This is a genomic window from Aeromonas sp. FL131 (assembly GCF_049860615.1).
Taxonomy (GTDB): Bacteria; Pseudomonadota; Gammaproteobacteria; order Enterobacterales; family Aeromonadaceae; genus Aeromonas; species Aeromonas hydrophila.
The window spans coordinates 2463409-2480800 of the sequence record NZ_CP187595.1; the positions used below are offsets into that span (position 1 = coordinate 2463409).

At 62.4% G+C, this 17392-nt stretch carries 17 protein-coding genes; 4 read left to right on the forward strand and 13 right to left on the reverse strand.

Annotated features, from left to right (window positions below; genetic code table 11):
* Window positions 1–56: 56 nt before the first annotated feature.
* The 4 genes from ACPW75_RS11345 to soxR all read right to left on the reverse strand — a co-directional run bounded on the left by ACPW75_RS11345 (window position 57) and on the right by soxR (window position 2633).
* Entirely contained in the window at window positions 57–830 is a 774-nt protein-coding gene (locus tag ACPW75_RS11345; protein WP_077097641.1) for an amino acid ABC transporter substrate-binding protein, read from the reverse strand.
* Window positions 831–1097: 267 nt separating this feature from the next.
* Window positions 1098–1508 carry a nuclear transport factor 2 family protein gene (locus ACPW75_RS11350; RefSeq protein ID WP_077098406.1) on the reverse strand — a complete coding sequence of 137 codons (411 nt, stop codon included), beginning with the start codon at window positions 1506–1508 and terminating at the stop codon, window positions 1098–1100.
* A 10-nt stretch (window positions 1509–1518) separates the two neighbouring features.
* The gene (locus ACPW75_RS11355; RefSeq protein WP_044800306.1) at window positions 1519–2097 is read right to left on the reverse strand and encodes an O-methyltransferase; all 579 of its coding nucleotides are present in this window, start codon (window positions 2095–2097) and stop codon (window positions 1519–1521) included.
* 68 nt (window positions 2098–2165) lie between these two features.
* Window positions 2166–2633, reverse strand: coding sequence for a redox-sensitive transcriptional activator SoxR (gene soxR, locus ACPW75_RS11360; protein WP_017410890.1), 468 nt, complete (start codon window positions 2631–2633; stop codon window positions 2166–2168).
* A gap of 72 nt (window positions 2634–2705) precedes the next feature.
* Between soxR and ACPW75_RS11365 the strand changes: the two genes are divergently transcribed.
* A complete protein-coding gene (locus tag ACPW75_RS11365; protein ID WP_143239051.1) occupies window positions 2706–3713 on the forward strand; it encodes a questin oxidase family protein in 1008 nt (335 codons plus the stop codon).
* Here ACPW75_RS11365 and ACPW75_RS11370 read toward each other — a convergent pair.
* The 7 genes from ACPW75_RS11370 to ACPW75_RS11400 form a co-directional block, all read right to left on the reverse strand.
* Window positions 3706–4170, reverse strand: a complete 465-nt coding sequence (locus tag ACPW75_RS11370; RefSeq protein ID WP_179101551.1) for a protease — start codon at window positions 4168–4170, stop codon at window positions 3706–3708. The genes ACPW75_RS11365 and ACPW75_RS11370 overlap by 8 nt on opposite strands.
* A gap of 64 nt (window positions 4171–4234) precedes the next feature.
* On the reverse strand, window positions 4235–5278 hold the full coding sequence (locus ACPW75_RS11375) for a M35 family metallo-endopeptidase (protein ID WP_039216042.1): 1044 nt from the start codon (window positions 5276–5278) through the stop codon (window positions 4235–4237).
* Between the two features lie 269 nt (window positions 5279–5547).
* Window positions 5548–6186, reverse strand: coding sequence for a DUF2913 family protein (locus tag ACPW75_RS11380; RefSeq protein ID WP_077096802.1), 639 nt, complete (start codon window positions 6184–6186; stop codon window positions 5548–5550).
* Window positions 6187–6285: 99 nt separating this feature from the next.
* On the reverse strand, window positions 6286–7581 hold the full coding sequence (locus ACPW75_RS11385; protein WP_016351179.1) for a DEAD/DEAH box helicase: 1296 nt from the start codon (window positions 7579–7581) through the stop codon (window positions 6286–6288).
* A gap of 251 nt (window positions 7582–7832) precedes the next feature.
* A complete protein-coding gene (gene speG / locus ACPW75_RS11390) occupies window positions 7833–8366 on the reverse strand; it encodes a spermidine N1-acetyltransferase (protein WP_077096800.1) in 534 nt (177 codons plus the stop codon).
* A 99-nt stretch (window positions 8367–8465) separates the two neighbouring features.
* A complete protein-coding gene (locus tag ACPW75_RS11395; RefSeq protein WP_011706529.1) occupies window positions 8466–9116 on the reverse strand; it encodes a DedA family protein in 651 nt (216 codons plus the stop codon).
* Between the two features lie 230 nt (window positions 9117–9346).
* Window positions 9347–10930 (reverse strand): CHASE4 domain-containing protein, encoded by a 1584-nt coding sequence (locus ACPW75_RS11400; protein WP_118880911.1) that lies wholly within the window; start codon window positions 10928–10930, stop codon window positions 9347–9349.
* Between the two features lie 222 nt (window positions 10931–11152).
* On the opposite strand from ACPW75_RS11400, the gene ACPW75_RS11405 reads away from it, so the two are divergent.
* From ACPW75_RS11405 to ACPW75_RS11415, 3 genes are all read left to right on the forward strand, one after another.
* Window positions 11153–12109: a hypothetical protein gene (locus tag ACPW75_RS11405; RefSeq protein WP_118880910.1), complete on the forward strand. Its 957-nt coding sequence runs from the start codon at window positions 11153–11155 to the stop codon at window positions 12107–12109.
* A 224-nt stretch (window positions 12110–12333) separates the two neighbouring features.
* A complete protein-coding gene (locus ACPW75_RS11410) occupies window positions 12334–13200 on the forward strand; it encodes a nuclease-related domain-containing protein (protein WP_162901879.1) in 867 nt (288 codons plus the stop codon).
* A 138-nt stretch (window positions 13201–13338) separates the two neighbouring features.
* Window positions 13339–13902: a hypothetical protein gene (locus ACPW75_RS11415; RefSeq protein ID WP_113994365.1), complete on the forward strand. Its 564-nt coding sequence runs from the start codon at window positions 13339–13341 to the stop codon at window positions 13900–13902.
* Between the two features lie 56 nt (window positions 13903–13958).
* Here the strand turns inward: ACPW75_RS11415 and ACPW75_RS11420 are convergent, their stop codons facing one another.
* Window positions 13959–15212, reverse strand: coding sequence for a DUF1615 domain-containing protein (locus ACPW75_RS11420; RefSeq protein ID WP_118880909.1), 1254 nt, complete (start codon window positions 15210–15212; stop codon window positions 13959–13961).
* A 92-nt stretch (window positions 15213–15304) separates the two neighbouring features.
* On the reverse strand, window positions 15305–16963 hold the full coding sequence (gene leuA / locus ACPW75_RS11425; protein WP_118880908.1) for a 2-isopropylmalate synthase: 1659 nt from the start codon (window positions 16961–16963) through the stop codon (window positions 15305–15307).
* Between the last annotated feature and the right edge of the window lie 429 nt (window positions 16964–17392).

A 17392-nucleotide genomic window follows, 5' to 3' on the forward strand; every position in this document is an offset into this window, starting at 1 on the left:
AACTGCAACCAGGCCGGCACGTTAATATCCTCAGTTGTTATTATGTTGCCGCGATATTATTGCGAGACGTCGGTGCCGAAATATTTCTGCGATATTTTTTGATATTCGCCATCCTGCTTGGCATTGCGCAGCGCCTGATTGATGGCGGCCAGCAACTCGGGTTGTCCCTTGGCGAGCAGGGCGGCAGATTGATCCCCCTTGGCCTCGGTGGCCGCCACCTTCAGCTTGGCGTCCGGCTTCTGTTTCTTGAAGTCGAGGAAGGAGAGACTGTCGTTGATGGTGGCATCCACCCGCCCGGTCAGCACCAGTTCGAGGGACTGGTTGAATCCCTCGGTGGCCACCACCTCGGCGCCCGATGCTTTCGCCAGCTGGGCGAAGTTGCTGGTCAGCGACTGGGAGGATTTCTTGCCCTTCAGATCGGCAAAACTCTTGATGCTGTGGTTGTCGCTGTGCACCACGATCACCGCCTTGGAGGTGATGTAGGGGTCTGAAAAATCATACTTTTTCAGCCGCTCAGGGGTGATGGCCACTTCGTTGAGCACCAGGTCGTAGCGCTTGGCGTCCACCCCGGCGATGAGCCCGTCCCACTTGCCTTCGACGAACTGTGGCTTCACGCCGAGACCGCTTGCAATCAGCTCGCCGATCTCCACGTCAAAGCCCACCAGCTTGCCGCTCTTGTCGTGATAGGTGAAGGGAGGATAGGCCCCTTCGGTGCCGATCTTGATCACCCCGGCCCGCTGGATCTCGGCCAGGCTTGACTGTGCCTGTACCGATGTCATCAGTGCCAGCGGAAGTGCCGCCATCAAAAACAGGGAGTGCCGTTTTTTCATTATTCACCTCGTTATATTTATGAACATCCAGAACGCTTGCCAACCACCACAAAATAAAACCAGCCGGTTATCATGTTTAAATTAGTTATCGGCTGAGAGAACTTTCATAATGCTTGCTGGCGGTATGGATGAAACATAACGTGGCTCATGGCATGACCCAACCATGAAATATGGGGATATTTAGCGAAATAATGGATAACGAAAATATAATGGCCGGGCTGGCCGAGAAATAGCCCCGCTGGCGGCGCTCCGCCAGCGGAAACCATGTCAGGCGGGTTGCGACTCCCGCGGGATGCTGGTGACCCAGTGACGACGCCAGTGCGGCGCCTCGTAGAGATCGGGCCAGAATTCGGTCTGATGGCAGATGGTATTGCCACGCACCGTGTGGAAGGTGATGGCACGCGCCTCCACTTCACCGTCGGTGATCACCACTTCGGTCACCACCTCCCGCCCCTGCTCCAGCAGGCGGACGACATCGAAACTCCAGGGCCCGGCCGCCGGGTAGCGCCGATTGATCTCGACGAAGTTGGCCCGCCCCTCGATCCGCTCCCCCGACTGGGGCCAGTCACAGAGGAAGTCCTCGCTCAGCCACCTGGAGGCCTTGACGAAATCGTTGCTCTGCATGGCCTGCCAGTAGGCCTCCACCACTGCTTTTGGTTCCATGGTCTTGTTTTCCATGCCTGCCCCCCTACAACCGCACCACCAGCCACTCCCCCTTGCCCACCGGCACCAGCGAGGTCGCAAAGGCCGGATCCTGCTCCACCTCTGCCATCCACTCGGCCAGCTCCTCGCGATGGGAAATGGCATTGTCCACCACCAGCAGACCGCGGGGGGCCAGCAGGCGCTGGATCTCGGGCCACCAGGCCTGGTAGTGCTGGCGATCGGAGTCGAGGAAGATGAGCGGGTAAGCGGCCGTCGGCAGGGTGGGCAACAGCGTACCGGCTTCCCCTGCCAACTGCTCAATCCAGGGTTCGAGCCCGGCCCGCTGAAAGTTGGCGGCCGCCATGGCCCGTTTGCCCTCGTCCAGCTCGATGGTAGTGACCCGGCCCCCCAGCCGTTTGACTGCCTCGGCCAGCCAGAGGGTGGAGTAACCGTTGGAGGTGCCGATCTCCAGCACCGCATCGGCTCCCCTCGTCTGTACCAGCACCGCCAGCAGCTCGCCGGTATCGCGGGTAATGTTGAGCATCTTGCTGCCACGGGACTGTTGCGCGCCGTCATTCTGCTCGCCAAACAGCTCCAACTCCCGTTTCAGTTGTTCCAGTGCCATGTCTCCTCCTTGACGGTGTAAACGAGTCGGCCCGGTGCATGGCATGGCTGGACCGCCCCTCATGTTCATCATTTTGCTGCCGGCCCGCTCGGTGGCGTATCCCCCAGCAGGTAGCGGGGACCCTCGCCCTGCCCGGCGGCCTGATCATCCGGATTGTAAAGTGCGCAGTGCTCCAGCGAGAGGCAACCGCAACCAATGCAGGCGCCAAGCTTCTCCTTGAGCTGCTGCAGAGCGGTGATGCGCCGATCGAGCAGGCTCTGCCACTGGCCGGCAATGCCGTCCCAGTCGCGGCGATCCGGGGTGCGCCCCTCGGGCAGACCGGCCAGGGCTTCCCCTATCTCGCCCAGACTCAACCCCATGCCCTGCGCCACCCGGATGAAGGCGATGCGGCGCAGCACATCCTGCGGATAGAGCCGCTGCCCCCCCTCGCTGCGGACACTGCCAATCAACCCCTTCTGCTCGTAGAAGCGCAGGGCGCTGGCCTTGACGCCCGAGCGTTTGGCTATCTGGCCGATGGCCAGCCATTTGCGTTCCATCGCCACGCTTGACCTCAAGTTAGCTTTAACTTGCACAATCCTGTCTCCCCTTATGAAAGGAGTCAAATGATTATGCACCATCTTCATCATCTTCATCATCTTCATCATCTGCTCGATGCCAATCGAGCCTTTTCCCTCAACGGACGCGGCACCACCAACCACTGCCCGATGGCATTGCACGCCCTGCACGAGATGGGCGCCAATCCCCGCCAGCTGCAGCAGTTCTTCGCACACTGGCAGGCCAACTATGCCCTGCCGGGGGGTGAACAACAGCAGGGGGATGAGAAGGAGCTGCAGTTTGTCCGGCTGCGTCAGCAGTTGGCAACACGGCTGGCCGACGAGGGTTGGCTACCCACCTTTGCCAGCCTGCTGGAGCAGGGGCTTTCACCGGCCGGCGGCGCCTTCCATCCGCTGATCCGCTTTGCCTGCGCGCTGGAAAATGGCCATCAGGGAGAGCAGGCCGCCGCATTGGCCGCCTGGCAGTGCCGACCCTTGCGGGTGCCGACCGGGCAGCGGGCACCGGTGCAGGATATCGGCGGCCTCCTTAACGCGCTGGCCCAACAGTGGGAAGGCGCACGCTGGCAGGGGGAGTGGATCACCGAGCGACTGCGGCAGGTGACGGATGCGCCGACCTGGGCGAGCGGGTTGCCGAGCGGGGTATCATCATCGGATCTGCTGGTGCAGCTGGCCGACGCGGCCCTCGCCCTCTACTGGCAGACCGGCAATTTTACCGTGCTGCACATGGTGACCGGCAGCCGCGCCGCCGCCATCCTCGCCAGCCACCTGCCCGCGCCATGGCAGGCGCGCTGGCAGACCCTGATGTGGCAGGCGGTGGCGGCCGCCTATGTCACGGTCGGCGCGCCGTCACTGCAGACGCAGGCCTGGCCCGATACCGGCAAGCTGTCGTGGCAAAACGTACTGGCCCGGACGGTGGCGAGCCTCGACGATCATGTGATCAAGCTGGTGCATTGCTGCTGGCGAGAGGGGCTCGCCAGGCCTTTGCTGGCAGACCGTTATCTGGCGGTGGCCGCCCGTGCGGCGGGGCTGCTGGCACCACTCACCGGGCCGGATGTCATCTAGGTAGTACAGAAGAGGGGCTGCCCTGGGAGGCGGGCAGCCGGGTGAAGTGAATGACGGGGCAGCGGGGAGCCACGCCCCGGGTCAGGGTCAGCGGCTGGGCGCGGTAGCTCAGTTGGTAGCGGCCGGGGTGGGAGAGATCGTAGACCAGGGTCAGATCCGCGTCGGCCTGGCTCTGCTGACCGGCCCCCAGCAAGAAGAAATCCTCGCCGCCCGGGTTTCCCCGCTTGGCCAGCGGGCCCTTGTAGGGTATCGGCCGATCATCGAGGGTGAGATCGATGGCATCGGCAAACCAGCCTTCGAACGGCGTGAACCAGCTCAGCACCTCGAGCGGCCCCTCCCCCCGGTTGGTCAGAGTCATCACCAGCGGCAGCGGCTCGTTGACCCGGCTTTGTGCCTTGACCGACAGATCGCACTGCAGGGGGGCCAGCGCCAGGGTGGTAAGCAAGAGTGTCATCATGGTCGCTCCTTCCTGTGACAAACGGCATGGACAAGAAGGGGCCTTGCGGCCCCCGGTCGGCAAATCAGTTTTCGCTCGGCGTATTCTCGGCGAAGTACTCGTGGTTGTCGGCGTTGTTGAGCGCCTTGACCGGATCCGTCTTCGCCAGGTTGCGGGCATTGGCCTGACCGTAACCCAGATCGTCGGTGCCCGCCACCACGTTGAAGTGGCTCAACTCGTGGACGATGGTGCCGGCACGGGAATCGGTCCCGCTGACCGGTGCGGTCCAGAAGCTCTTGCACAGGTAAACCTTGTAGGGCTGATCCGGATAGACATAGGCAAAGTAGCTCTGCTTGCAACCGCAGTCGAAGGTGAGCGGCTTGTTGTCGATGGCATCCTTGATCTTGCTGAAGTGGGTCTCGGCCTGATCCCAGCGCGACGCATCATAGGCGCCAAACCAGCTGCGGTAACGCTGGCCTTCCGGCTTGTCCACCGCCAGGTAGCTGCTGGAGTTGTTGGTGATGCCGCTGGCAGCATCGAGCGCCGCCAGGATGTCGCTCTTCTGGGTGTTGGTGCAGCGGCCGCTGAAGCTGACCGAGGCAGTCACCGCCTGCGGCTCGGCCAGGGGAGCAGCCTTGGCCAGCACCCGCTCGTCACTCACCCCGTCCACCCACAGGGTCACCGCATTGGATTCGCTCGCCTGGGCCTGCTTGGCCTTGGCGGCTTTCGCCTCTTGCGGCAACGTCGGCAGCAGGTAGCGGATGCTGTACTGGCCCTGGGCACTCATGTCATAGAGACCGGAGACCTCGGCCTGCACCGTCAGGCTCTGGCCGGCCTTGAGCAGCTGGAAGTCCTTGTCGGTCGGGGCAGCCCGCTTGATCAGGGCCCCCTCGTAGCTGACCGGCTGGCCGTCCCGCTCCACCAGGAACAGGGGGGCATCCTCGCTGCCCGGCAATTGCCATTTGAGCAGGCGGACCGGCTTGTCCCCGCTGTTGGTCAGGGTCAGGTTGACGCGCACGTCGTCACTGTTGCCATCCACCAGGGTGAGCTGGGCATCGAGCCCTGCGGCGCAGAGCGGGGAGGCCAGCACGCCGGCCAGCAACAGGGCAATGGGAGTCGCTTTCATCATGTTTCCTCATTCATTGAGTGTCGCCTTGTCAGGCGGTTTGCTTCCTTCAAGGCCCTCTTTGGGGCCCACTCACCCTAGAGCAGTTTTTTTCCGCGACCATCCCACCATATGGGGGACGCCCCCCAGGATAGGGGGAATGCCAGATGCCCCCGCTTGCTGCGACAAGAGTCGCGGCGCCCTCCCCCTTTCTCCTGCCTGCCACCCCGCCCCGCGCTCATAAAAAACCCCGGCACCGGGCCGGGGTCTCAGACAGATGGAGCAGACCCCGTTCAGGGGCCCACCAGCAGCGCCAGCGCTGGCTGCGCATTGCCCGGCACCAGCCGGTAAGCCTTGTGGTGCTTGACCAGGGTGGTTTTCTTGTTGCCCTGGCTCAGCAGCAGGCGGTGGGCAAAGGCCGCCCGTGCCAGCCGGGCCTCGTCGCCGCGCACATAGAGGGTGAGCGGCTTGATAAGCTCGCCCGCCTCGATGTGGCCCTGATACTCGCTGGCACTGATGATGAGGCTCGGCTGACCGCCCGATTGCAGGCGCAGCTTGGCGCTCACCTCACTGTCGGTAATCACTAACCAACCCTCGGCCGCGAGCTCGGCCAACAGGGTGCCCAACCGGCTGCCGAGCCCAATCGGTTCGGCCATGGCCCGCTCATACTGGCCCATGATCCGCTCAAGCAGCCCCTTGAGATCGGCGCCGGCCCCCAGGGTGCGACCAAGCTGCACCCAATCCTTCAAATCCTCCATCACCAGCCGGGAGAAGCGCTTCTCCTTGAGGGAGTCGGCCATCCAGGTGCAGAGAAAATGGCTCTCTTGCGCCGGGGTACGCTTGCCAGCCTTCTGCTCGGCAGTGCGGGCCAGTTCGGCCAGACTCTGGCTGGCCATCTCGAACAGGGCCTGATTGTAGGTAGGAGCGGTCACAAGCAATCCTTGAGTTGACCACCAGGGGTCAACACCGATGACAGAGATGGCAAAGGCGCCAGTGGCGCCTTTGCGGTTCAATAGAGCGGCCTGCGCGCCTTATTTCGGCTGGCGTGGCTTCTTGGCGGCAGCCAGGCGCTTGAGGCGCTGGCCCTGCAGCTTGGCCTCGGCCATGGCCTGGGCGGCGGCGTTGTCTTCCCGCTGCGGGCGCTTGCCGAAGCGGCGACGCTCCTGCAGCTGCTTGATCAGCTCGTCGCGGCTGCTCACCTCGTAGCCCGGCACCATGATGCGGCGGATCTTCTGGCCGATCAGCGCCTCGATCTCCAGCAGGGTGCGCTCTTCTTCACGGCTGACGAAGGAGATGGCCATGCCGCTCTTGCCGGCGCGGCCAGTACGGCCGATGCGGTGCACGTAGTCTTCAGCCAGGAACGGCAGATCATAGTTCACTACGTACTCGAGATCCGGGATGTCCAGGCCACGGGCAGCCACTTCGGTGGCCACCAGCACCCGCAGCTTGCCCTCGGTGAACTCGCGCAGGGCGCGGCGACGGCTGCCCTGCGCCTTGTCGCCGTGCACCACGGCCGACTTGATGCCGTCGAGGTTCAGCTCAGCCACCAGCTCGTCGCAGCTCTCGCGGGTACTGGCAAACACCAGCACCTGTGGCCAGTTCTGCTTGCCGATAAGCTCGGAGAGCAGCTCGCGCTTGCGCTTCTGCTCCACCGGATAGACGGTGTGGCTGACAGTATCGGCGGTGGAGTTCTGCTTGTTGACGCTCACTATCTGAGGCTTGTCCAGCATCAGGTTGGCCAGCTTCTTCACCGCCTCGGAGAAGGTGGCGGAGAACAGCAGGTTCTGACGGGTCTTGTTGACCGCTTGCAGGATCTGCTGCACATCGGCACTGAAGCCCATGTCGAGGATGCGGTCCGCTTCATCCAGCACCAGGCACTCGACACCGGAGAGGCTCAGGTTGCAGGCGGTGAGGTGCTCCAGCAGCCGGCCCGGGGTCGCCACTATGATGTGAGCGCCCGCTTTCAGTTTTCTGGCCTGCACATCCTGCTTGCCACCGCCGTAGATGGTGAGGGTGGTGATATCCAGATGCTTGGCGAAGTCATTGATGTTGCTCGCCACCTGGGCTGCCAGCTCGCGGGTCGGGGTCAGGATCAGCACCCGGGCGTTGGACGGCTGCACCGGTGCGGGGTTGTCCACCAGCCGCTGCAGGATGGGCAGGGCAAAGGCGGCGGTCTTGCCGGTACCGGTCTGGGCGCTGGCCAGCACGTCACGACCGCGGCGGATGGCCGGGATCGCCTGCTGCTGCACAGGGGTCATCTCCTGATAACCGCACTCTGAGATGGCGCGCAAAATCTCGGGGGCAAAATCGAACGATTCAAATCTCATAATGGGTTCCTGTGTTCCAGCTGGACTGTGGCTGGCTTGGTTAGCTCGGCATGAGCGAAAAGTCGGTGCAGACCACCGACGGCTGTGCCTGACATCAAGTCAGAGAGTGGCCGGAAAATGGCGGGCGCGAAGTGTAACAGATAGATGGCGCAAATTCTGCCTCAAATACGCGCCCTTTTCATGGGGGTCAGAGCCACTGGCTGGCAAGGCGAACGCGCCCCTCCAGCAGCCCTTCATGTCCGTGCGGGAGTTCAGCCACCTCGCCCATTCTGGGCCAGGAAGTCTCTTTGGAACAGGCACATGCGAATGGCGGTGCGGTATTGGCCATCGATGAAGAACTCCTCTTTGAGCTCCCCTTCCGGCTCGAAGCCCAGCTCCTGATAGATGTGGATCGCCCGGGCATTGTCCCGATCGACGATGAGATAGAGCTTGTGCAGGTTGAGCACGTTGAAGCCGTACTTCATCGCCTTCAAGGTGGCGGTCTTGGCATAGCCCTTCCCCTGATGGGCGGGGGCGATGATGATCTGGAATTCGGCGCGGCGATGGATGCTACGGATGTCCACCAGCTCCACCAGCCCCACGTTGTCCCCCGCCACCTCGAGGATGAAACGGCGCTCGTGCTGATCGTGGATGTGCTTGTCATAGAGTTGGACCAGCTCCATGTACGCCTCGTAAGGCTCCTCGAACCAGTAGCGCATGATGCTGGCGTTGTTGTTGAGTTGATGGACGAACTTGAGATCCTCGCGCTCGAGGGGGCGAAGGGTCAAGGTGTCGTGGGATGACATAAGGTACCTGCTTGCAGAGTGAAGGGGCGCCGGCCAGCCAGGGGCGGCGGCGCCATGAAAAATGAGAGCAACAGACGGCGGGGCCCCTGCCCCGGCCGGTCAGCGAATGCGGTTGGTCGGGCGCTTGAGCAGCCGGATGGCGATGGCGGCCATGGCGATGACGAACAGGCCGAGGGAGGTCACCAGCAGGCACTTGGTCAGCAACTCGTGATACTGGGCAAACACCGGGGCCGCCATCACCGCCTTGCCCACCAGGCTCAGCACCAGGGCCCAGAGGAAGGCGCTGGCAAAACTGGCGATCATCACCCGCGGCAGGTGCAGCCGCGAGACCCCCATCAGCATGGGGGTCAGCACCCGCACGAAGGGAACGAAACGGGAGGAGAACATGGCCCAGAAGCCGTAGTTGTGCAGCAGGCGGGAGGCCCGCGGCAGGCTGCCATCCGGGATCATCCGCTCCACGTGGCCCATGAAGGCGGTGCCGTGCAATGCCTGCCCCTGCACATAGGCGATCAGGCTGCCAAGCCCCGCCGCCAGCGGCATGTAGAGCAGCGTCACCTCGGGGCCGAGCACCCCCATCCCCACCAGCCCGCCGGCCAGCAGCACCAGACTGTCGCCGGGCAGGGGCAGAAACACGAAACTCGATTCGAGAAAAAGGATCACCACCAGGCAGGTGACGAGCAGGCCCACCGCCTGCATCTGGATCAATTGGTCAAAGTCCTGTTGCCATATGGCAAGCAGCATGTCCTGCATCTGGTGACTCCCATCAACTTCGTGAGCATCCATCCTGGGCGGCCTGACGGCCTCCGGTGCGGCAGACCCTCCCTGTCGCCAACCCCTTTTCTCCCTGAGGGTGGCCCGTTATACACCCGGCCAAGTGAACAAGAAATTAATACAGGTCATGGATAGGGGAGATAATCGGCCAGGGCCAGCAAAAAAATCGGGCCCGCTCCGGCTGGAGGGGCCCAGACAGCAAAACGGCGTCAACTGCGCTTGAGGCGCTGCAGCTTGGTGAGGGTGAGCAGAGTCTGGGCCGAGAGATCGCACACCGACAGCACGAAGGCCAGTTCGTCGGGATGCCATACCTCGCTCAGCCTGGCCCGCTCGGCGATGATGAAACCGAGCAGCTCATCCCCCTGCTTGAGGGGAGCCATCAGGATGGTGCCGGAGAGCCCCTCCAGCCCGAGCTGGGCCAGCATGGCGCCAAAGCGCGTCAGGTCGTAGGGCTCGCGCAGGATGAGGCAGGGCTCATGCTCGGGCTTGGAGACCTCATAGCGCCCCTGGATCAAGGCATAGGGCAGGTGAAAGCCCTGCTGGTGATGGAGCTTGGGCAAAAAGAACAGATCCTGGCAGTACATGCTCTGCTTGTCTTCGGCACTGAACCAGACGCTGGCCCGCGCCGCGCCGGTGCCGGAGCAGATCGCCTCGTTGATGTGGCGCGCCGCCTGGCCCGGATCCTCGCCGCTCAGCAGATCGCTCTTGGCCAGATGAATGAGGGCGCCGTGCTGCAGTTTCTGGCGGGCTTCGCTGTCGAGCTGGCGCTGACGCAGGCTGTCCAGATGATCGAGCATCCGATTGCAGTCAATGGCCACCTGGGAGATCTCGTCGTTGCCCTCCACCAGCAGCCGGCGCACCGCGCCGTCGTCGCCGATGAGCCGCAGATTGGCGCTCAGCCGCTGCAGACGGGCGGCGATATAGCCGTTGAGGATCAGCAGCACCAGAGCCCCGAACAGCAAGGTCCCCAGACTCAGCAGCCAGAAGATGTGGCGCTCGATGGCCTTGCCCTCCAGCATCAGATCCCGTGGCAGGGTGAAGCGAAAGATGAGCGGGGAGTCCTCCTGCACGGTATCGATCTGGGCCAAGGTGAGCAGTCGCTCCTCCTGCGGCAGGATCAGGCTGTCGTTGGCCCTGAGCCGGGCCAGGGTGGTGACCCCCAGGCTGGTGGCCAGCTGCTGCGGGCTCAAAAAGGAGAGCGAGAGATTGGTGCGCTTTTGCAGCTGATGGACCAGCCGGGTGGTGAAGGCCTTGAGCAGCAGCAGGGTGCCGCGACTCGGCCCCTCCCCCTCGCTGGTCAGGATCTGGGTGGCGGCCAGCAGGTAGTAACGCTCGCCGTCAAACCAGATGCCGGCATTGGGCTTGAGACTGCCGTAGCGCACCAGATAATCGGTGAGGGAGGCAAGCTGGGCCGGCGTCTGCGTCACCAGCTGGCCGCCATGATAGGCAAACGCCGCCTGCGGCTGCTTGTCGGCATCATAGAGGGCCACCAGATCGACCCCCAGGGTCTCGAAGGTGCGCACGTTGAGATTCGCCGCCAGATAGGCGGGATCGCGGCTCACCATGTAGGCGTAGGTCTCGTCCCACTCGGACCAGTCCTGCCCCAGCATGGTGAGCTGGCCAAGCTCGGCCAGCACCACGGCCCGGACCCGCTCGCGGTTGCGCTCCACGCTCATGCGCTCCAGCTCGCCGAACTTGTTGCCGACCACATAATGAAGGCCGACATAGCCGACCCCCAGCAACAGCAGCAGCGTCAGCACTATGGTCAGCGTAATCTTGCGGCTGATCTTCATCTTTACCCACACTCCCGAACAGGTGACCCATTGAGTTTAATGGATTTTGCCTCTACGCCTGTTCCTTGCGCGAAAAAGCTCGCCAGAGCGACCAGCCTGCGGCGCCATGGCGTGAATGGGCACAAATGGCGTCATCCGGCTCACGGTTGGGGCTGCCAAGCGAACAAAAAATCGCTACAGTGTAACCGTGCCTCATTGGAAGAGGCTTCACGGGATCCCGGCATGTTCACACCTCTCACCCTTCCGCTTCGCCCCGCCCTGCTGCTTGGCCTGCTGTGCAGCTGCCAGGCCATGGCCGACGACGACTCGCGGGTGCAGCAGCGCGCCAACGCCGTGGTGTCGCTGATGACCTTCACCGTGGTGCCCGACATCACCGCCAGCAACATCAACATCGGCAGCGGCACCAATCAATCCTCGGCCCTCAACATGACCCAGATCGGCGGCGGCGCCACCATGAGCGAGAGCGTGCCGATTTATCTGGAAGGAACCCTGGGATTCAGCCGCTACGATCCCCAGTTCGTGGTCAGCAACGGCAGCGAGAGCCGCACCGTTCCCACCAAGTGGAACAGCCTGACCGCCACCGGCGGGATCGGCTGGGACATAGGGCTGCACCGGGACAGCCAAGGCGGCAACTGGGTGCTGCGCCCCATCGGCAACGTCACCCTCGGCACGGTGGCGAGCGATCTGCGCATCGGCAACTGGCTGCTGGGCCAGTACACCGGCAAGAACCTCGATTTTCTCGATGGCGGCCGGCTCGACGTCTACGGCCTCGGTGGCGCCATGATGCTGGACTACGAGCTGTTTTCCCCCGGCCAGGACATCGACGCCGAGCTGCGTTACTCCTATCAGCACCTGCAGAGCTTTGGCGGCACCGCCGCCAGCGTGACCGGCCAGGCCAACGCCGAAAACCTCGGCCTCTATCTGCGCCGGCGCGCCCCCATCGGCAATCTGACGCTGCTGGGCAAACCCGTGCGCTACGTGATGGAGGGGGCCCGCACCGAATACCTGGGCGAGCAGCGCGGCCTGCTTGGCTTCAACTCCCTCAACTCCCTCGGCCTCGGGGTGGAGCTCGACAGCAGCAAGTACGATATCTTCGTCACCCGCACCCGGCTGGTGGCCCGCTATATGTTCAGCCACAACACCAGCGGCTACGGCGTTGGGCTGGCGATGAGCTTCTAGGCCACTCCCTGCGGCTGCTTCCCTCTCTGGCGTTGGCACAAAAAGAGTGATGCGCCGCTCAGTTGGTGCAAGCCGTCACACATTCCCTCTGGTCAACTCGCTACAGTAGTTCACTTCGGCACCCCATTTTCCGGATGGCGCCAATCCTCTGGTGCCAAGCCAGACTCACGCCAATCAGAGTGCCCCGTCGCCAGGGAGAGGTATCGGGAGCGAGGAGAGATGACATGGACGTTACCGCCCTGATGGCCGTTCTGCTGAACCAGCTCTGGTTTCTGCTGCCACTGCTGTTGCTGGCCACCATCGCCAAGAGCCCCTGGTTCAAGGGCATGATCGGGGAGTGGCTGCTCAATCTCAGCATCCGGCTCTTTCTCGACCGGCAGGAATATCATCTGCTGAGCAATGTCACCTTGCCGCTCGAGCAGGGCAGCACCCAGATCGATCAGGTGCTCGTCTCCCGCTTCGGGGTATTCGTGATAGAAACCAAAAACATGAAGGGGTGGATCTTCGGCGATCCCAGCCACAAGCGCTGGACCCAGCAGCTGTTTCGACGCCGGCACGGCTTTCAAAACCCGTTGCATCAAAACTATCTGCACCTGATGACCCTCAAATCCCTGCTGGGGCTGGCGGATCACCAGTTGCATTCCATCGTCTATTTTATTGGCGACTGCACCTTCAAGACCCCCATGCCGGAGAACGTCATGCGTCGCGGCCTAGTCAGCTATATCAAGAGCAAGATCACTCCCGTCTTGAGCACCGCCGACGTCGATCGGATTGTCGACACCATTCAGCAAGGCCGCTTGACCGCCAGTTGGCAAACCCACCGGCAGCATGTCGCCCAGCTCAAGGCTCGTCATGCCGTCCCATCCGCCAACCATGTTTCCACCCGCGCACCTGTCAGGCAATTCGTTGCAAACCCACCCTCACAGAGCGTATCGCCACCGGATAATCCACCCCCGATCTGCCCCAGATGTGGCAGCACCATGATATTGCGCACCGCAACTCGGGGGGAGAACAAGGGCAATCAGTTTTGGGGATGCAGTGGATTCCCAAAATGCAGGGGCGTTACTTTGTTACACAGTCAGTCCCCTTAATTGGAAAACACTATACCGAATCATTAAACGGGCCAGAGCCATTGAAACTGTGCAGGGGATTCATTTTATGTTTACCACCCTATCGCCGCTTTAAAACCCCTTGGCCTAGATACATCAGCACATTTATGGAGCAATAACATGCAAGTATTTCTAGATAAATTAATGGCTCGTTTGCACAGCCGATATACAACTATTTTTTCTCACTACTACCCTGCACATGGATCTACCGGCTTCACCGAACGAAATCTCACCAACAACTTTGTTTCTGCGCTTGAAAGCCTCTATCCCGGCTCATGCTTCTCATGGTTTGAGGCCCCAATAAGCCTCACGGAAAAGAAACATATGGACGCCGTAGTTTTCACGGAAACGGAGCTATTTCTTATTGAGGCTAAGCGCTTTACGGCACCTCAATCAAAAACTAATAGTGTCAGGAATGATATTGAACGAATGCAGTCCAATGAAGCACTCCTGTTGCTTGAAAAGGGGCTGATTAACCCAATACAGCGCCAGCGTTATGCCGTAGTGCTGGCTGATGTCTGGACAGAAACTAAAGGCAAGCAGGATATCTTTGATACTTGGCCAGCCTGCCTAAATAGCGGTCCATTTCTATATAGTAAAACACTGGAGTTTTCTGATCTTCCTGTCGAAGGAGAGTGGAAAAACAATTACAAGATACTGGTTGCGGTTAAACAGTTAACTTGACGCCATGATATCTACATAAAACAAAGGCGGCCCATTGGCCGCCTTTATTATTGCAGTTACAGCGACCCCAGCCGCTTGAGGCAGGTTTGCTGGCGCCACTGCACCCGCTTGGCAAACCAGGCGGTGGTGAGGTTGCGGGTGATCTTGGGACTCTTGAGTGAGATGCCCGGCAGCACGGCGCGTGGCAGCCGGCTGCCCGCCTTGCGATCGGCCAGTACGAAGACCCTGTGGTAGAGATCGCTTTGGGCAAACTCGCTGGTGTCGCCGAGCTTCAGGCTCTGGTGGATGGCCTGCTGGCTCATGCTGAGCTGGCTGGCGATGGTATGCACCGCCAACTCGGTCTTGCCCGGCAGCTCGGAGTCGTAGCGAATGAGATCCCCATCCAGCGCCAGCGGCTTGCCGCTCAGCCGGCTCACCGCCGCCTGGAAGGCGGCGTTGCGGCTCGCATACCAGCCGGCATTGAAGTCGGCATAGCGGTAGAGGTGATCCGGATACTGGGCCGGGTAGTTGAGCAGGTGACGGGTGCCGAACCAGATGCCGCCACGACGACTGAACACCTCGTGGCGAATGGACTCCTTGATCGGATAGGGATAGCCATTGGTATTGGCCTCGGCAAAGGCGATGCTCACCTGCATGGGGCCGCCGGTGCGTACCGGGTTCATGTTGCCGAACAAGGTCTTGCCCATGGGCACCTCCCCTATCATGTCCTCGAAGATCTCGCTCATCTCCCGCTCGGTGCGCAACTTGTCGATGCGCTCGGCGTAAGTTTTGCCGGTAGGCGAGTTGATGGAGAGCGCGGTGCGCACCACGAACTCGGGGATCAGCAGCTTGCTGGCACGGGCGTTGATCTCCTTCCAGGCGATCTTGCCAAGGCCCGGCACCACGGGGTCGGCCTGAAAGGTGGACTCCTGCTCCGCCACCGCCAGCACGGAGCAGACGTTTTCGTCGGTCACCGCCAGCTCCTGTTTGGCGAGAGCGGTGACGATATCCTGGGCCCAACCGTTGCGATCCACGGTGCGGGCCGGCAGCAGCCGCACAATGCGTGATTGCATGCTGGCGGGCGCCCGGGGGACCTGGGCCTTGGGCAGCGGGGCGGGCCTGGCGATGGCCGGCCCGGTGACGGCAGCGCTGCCAGGCTTGCTGGCATCGCCCTGACTGACGGGTTCACTGGCACAGGCGGCCAGCAGCAAGGTGGCCAGCAGCGGGGCCAGATAATGACGACAGACGATGAGATGAGACATGAATGCTTCCCGGTGGATGAGGCGTCCCGGCCCCCGCAAAGGGTATCCGGACGCAGACAGGCAGGGCATTGTAGAGGATTGGGACGGGGAGCAGAAGCCATCAATGACAAGGGCCCCTACCTGCATGGCGAGGGCCCCCAAGGGTCGATACGGCGCCGGGATCAGGCGCTCTGGCGCAGCGCCTCTATCTGGGCGGCGCCATTGATCACCGCCTGCAGGGAGGCGCTGACCACGTCGCGGCCAATGGCTACCCCGCAGGTGCGGGTCCCGTCGACGCTCAGCAGCACGTAGGCGGCGGCGCGGGACTCGGTGCCGGCGCTCAAGGCATGCTCGGAGTAATCCAGCACGTCGATGTGCATCCCGGTCTGGCGCTGCCAGCCGTTGACCAGCGCCGTGATGGCCCCCTCCCCTTCACCACTCAATTGCAGCGAGCCGCTCGGGGTCTGCAGCTCGAGGCGCAGGCTCTCCTGGCTGTCGCGACCGAGCTGGAAGCGACCGATGCGATAGCCGTGGACGGGTTCGAGATAGTGGCGCTCGAACAGGGTGCGGATCTGCTCCGGACTTATCTCGCTGCTGCTTGCCTCAGCCTCGGCCTGGACCCGGCGGCTGAAGTCAATTTGCAGCCAGCGCGGCAGTTGCAGGCCAAGGTCGCGCTCCAGCAGGTAGGTGACCCCGCCCTTGCCGGACTGGCTGTTGATGCGGATCACCGCCTCGTAGCTGCGACCGAGATCGGCAGGATCGATGGGCAGGTAAGCCACGTCCCAGTAGTGATCCGGCTTCTCCGCCGCCAGCGATTTGCGGATGGCGTCCTGGTGGCTGCCGGAAAACGCCGTGTAGACCAGCTCGCCGGCATAGGGGTGGCGCGGGTGCAGGGCAATCTGGGTACAGGCACCCACGGTGGCGACGATGGCATCCATGTCCGCCAGGTTGAGCTCGGGGTCGATCCCCTGGCTGTAGAGGTTCATGGCCATGGTGACGATGTCCATGTTGCCGGTGCGCTCGCCGTTGCCGAGCAGGGTGCCCTCGATGCGATCCGCCCCCGCCAGCACCGCCAGCTCGGCGGCGGCCACCCCGCAGCCTCTATCGTTGTGGGTGTGGATGGAGATGCTCACCTCCGGGCGCGCCCTGAGGTTGCGGCAGAACCACTCCACCTGATCGGCAAACACGTTGGGGGTGCTCACCTCCACCGTGGCGGGCAGGTTCAGGATCATCGGGCGGGCAGCCGGGCGCCACTGGTCGATCACCGCGTCACACACCTCGACGGCGAACTCCACCTCGGTGCTGCTGAAACTCTCCGGCGAGTACTGAAAACTCCACTCGGTGCCCGGATTGCGAGCCGCATACTCCCGCACCCAGCGCGCACCTTGCACGGCGATGGCCTTGACCCCTTCGCGCCCTGAGTTGAACACATAGTTGCGCTGGGTCGGGTTGACCGAGTTGTAGACGTGGACGATGGCCCGCTTGGCCCCCTTGAGGGCCTCGAAGGTGCGGGCAATCAGATCTTCGCGCGCCTGCACCAGCACCTGGATGGTGACGTCGTCCGGAATCAGGTTGCGGTCGATAAGCTCGCGCACGAAGTCGAAATCGGGCTGGGAGGCGGCCGGAAAGCCCACCTCGATGTGCTTGAAGCCGATGTGCACCATCAGCGCCCACATCTGCAGCTTCTGCGCCACCATCATCGGCTCGACCAGCGCCTGGTTGCCGTCGCGCAGATCCACCGCGCACCAGAGCGGGGCACGCTCCAGCACCCGGTTGGGCCACTGGCGATCCACCAGATTGATGACGGGGGCACGGCGGTATTTGCGATGATCGAAGCTCATATTCTGATTCCCTTGGCAGATGTCCTGGCGGTACGGCTGGGCTGATTGACGGGGACAAGGAGGGGAAGCGGGTTGGCGCGATAACGCTGGCCCTGGCCGGTCGTGTTGCGGTAGCCCCACGCCCGGTTTCCTGTGGCCCCTTCCGGTAAGTGGGGGCCGGCCGCACAACCCGATAAGGCTGTGGGCCCGATCTGCTCGCCCCTGCGTTGGCAGGCGCAGACGACCTGGGTCGATAAATCCTGTGACGAGAAACCAGTATAGAGAGGCGACGCGGGCGAGAGATTGCAAAGAAGGCTGTCAAATACATCTATCGCGCAATCATTGCGATGCTTTCTGTCTCACGATGGCGAATATCACCCAGAGCCTGTTGCTCGGTGACACCCGTTGCCATAGGCCCCCGATCTCTTTGCCAATAAAAAACCCCGCCAT

Excerpts from the sequence above, each read along its gene's own strand:
- ACPW75_RS11345 (WP_077097641.1), bottom strand. The coding sequence starts at position 830 with ATGAAAAAACGGCACTCCCTGTTTTTGATGGCGGCACTTCCGCTGGCA.
- ACPW75_RS11350 (WP_077098406.1), bottom strand. The coding sequence starts at position 1,508 with ATGGAAAACAAGACCATGGAACCAAAAGCAGTGGTGGAGGCCTACTGG.
- ACPW75_RS11355 (WP_044800306.1), bottom strand. The coding sequence starts at position 2,097 with ATGGCACTGGAACAACTGAAACGGGAGTTGGAGCTGTTTGGCGAGCAG.
- soxR (WP_017410890.1), bottom strand. The coding sequence starts at position 2,633 with ATGGAACGCAAATGGCTGGCCATCGGCCAGATAGCCAAACGCTCGGGC.
- ACPW75_RS11365 (WP_143239051.1), top strand. The coding sequence starts at position 2,706 with ATGCACCATCTTCATCATCTTCATCATCTTCATCATCTGCTCGATGCC.
- ACPW75_RS11370 (WP_179101551.1), bottom strand. The coding sequence starts at position 4,170 with ATGATGACACTCTTGCTTACCACCCTGGCGCTGGCCCCCCTGCAGTGC.
- ACPW75_RS11375 (WP_039216042.1), bottom strand. The coding sequence starts at position 5,278 with ATGATGAAAGCGACTCCCATTGCCCTGTTGCTGGCCGGCGTGCTGGCC.
- ACPW75_RS11385 (WP_016351179.1), bottom strand. The coding sequence starts at position 7,581 with ATGAGATTTGAATCGTTCGATTTTGCCCCCGAGATTTTGCGCGCCATC.
- speG (WP_077096800.1), bottom strand. The coding sequence starts at position 8,366 with ATGTCATCCCACGACACCTTGACCCTTCGCCCCCTCGAGCGCGAGGAT.
- ACPW75_RS11395 (WP_011706529.1), bottom strand. The coding sequence starts at position 9,116 with ATGCAGGACATGCTGCTTGCCATATGGCAACAGGACTTTGACCAATTG.
- ACPW75_RS11400 (WP_118880911.1), bottom strand. The coding sequence starts at position 10,930 with ATGAAGATCAGCCGCAAGATTACGCTGACCATAGTGCTGACGCTGCTG.
- ACPW75_RS11405 (WP_118880910.1), top strand. The coding sequence starts at position 11,153 with ATGTTCACACCTCTCACCCTTCCGCTTCGCCCCGCCCTGCTGCTTGGC.
- ACPW75_RS11410 (WP_162901879.1), top strand. The coding sequence starts at position 12,334 with ATGGACGTTACCGCCCTGATGGCCGTTCTGCTGAACCAGCTCTGGTTT.
- ACPW75_RS11415 (WP_113994365.1), top strand. The coding sequence starts at position 13,339 with ATGCAAGTATTTCTAGATAAATTAATGGCTCGTTTGCACAGCCGATAT.
- ACPW75_RS11420 (WP_118880909.1), bottom strand. The coding sequence starts at position 15,212 with ATGCCCTGCCTGTCTGCGTCCGGATACCCTTTGCGGGGGCCGGGACGC.
- leuA (WP_118880908.1), bottom strand. The coding sequence starts at position 16,963 with ATGAGCTTCGATCATCGCAAATACCGCCGTGCCCCCGTCATCAATCTG.